1 protein-coding gene is annotated in these 859 nt (G+C 41.4%); it reads left to right on the top strand.

All coding sequences use genetic code 11. From position 1 onward, the window contains the following. A partial coding sequence (locus tag N1032_RS24390; RefSeq protein ID WP_259543089.1) for a phage terminase large subunit family protein occupies positions 1 to 816 on the top strand: 816 nt, incomplete at its 5' end. Positions 817 to 859: the final 43 nt, after the last annotated feature.

Raw genomic sequence — 859 nt, 5'->3', positions numbered from 1 at the left:
AATGATGAATCCGGGCTTTTGTTTATGCGGTCTGCCTCATGGGATGATATACCCGGCATGACAGAGGAACAGATAGAGCAAGAGCTAGCTAAATACCCTAAGTGGCAACATGAAATGAGGCGCAACGGATTACCTGTAATTGGTACTGGTGCTATTTTCCCTTATTCTGATGAACAGATTACAGTAAGTGAGGTTGTACCCGGCCCACATTGGCAAATCTTGAGGGCTATAGATTGGGGTGTATCTCATGACCCTACAGTTATTGTAGAGGCTCTATTTAATCCAGACACTAACACTTATTATATTTATGATTGTATCTATCTTGATAAATCAGATTATGACAGAAGCCCCGCAAGAGTAGCGGAGTTAATTCTTAATTCCCCTAACCCTCATGCTCCTGTTATTCCACCTCATGACCACCCGGCGCTAACACAGCAGCTTAGAAATTATGGCGTTAATGTGGCTTATCAGCCATTCCGTAACCCTCCACAATCAGACCTAAAGATTAAGCGTATATCTCAGGATAATACAAGCGTTAGGGATATTGAAACCGGGTTAGATGAAATGCGCTATCTATTCAGTGAGGGCCGCTTAAAAGTATTGCAACGCTGTATTAAATGGTTTGATGAAAAGCAAACATATTATTACAAGCTAAATAAGAATACCGGAAAAGTAACCCGTACTACTCCAGACCATGCAATAGACGCTAGCCGCTACGCTATCTTGTCTCTTATGTGTCACAGGGGAATAAACTATGATGCCGCTAGTACGCCTACGGATAACAATTTAGATATAGCCCCGGCGCTGTATCTGTAAAGGGAATTTATGTAGAAACTAACAGAAGAATTAAAACAAACAA

This window comes from Herbiconiux daphne, from assembly GCF_024979295.1.
Taxonomy (GTDB): domain Bacteria; phylum Actinomycetota; class Actinomycetes; order Actinomycetales; family Microbacteriaceae; genus Herbiconiux; species Herbiconiux daphnes.
This window is presented reverse-complemented; position numbering and strand designations above follow the sequence as displayed.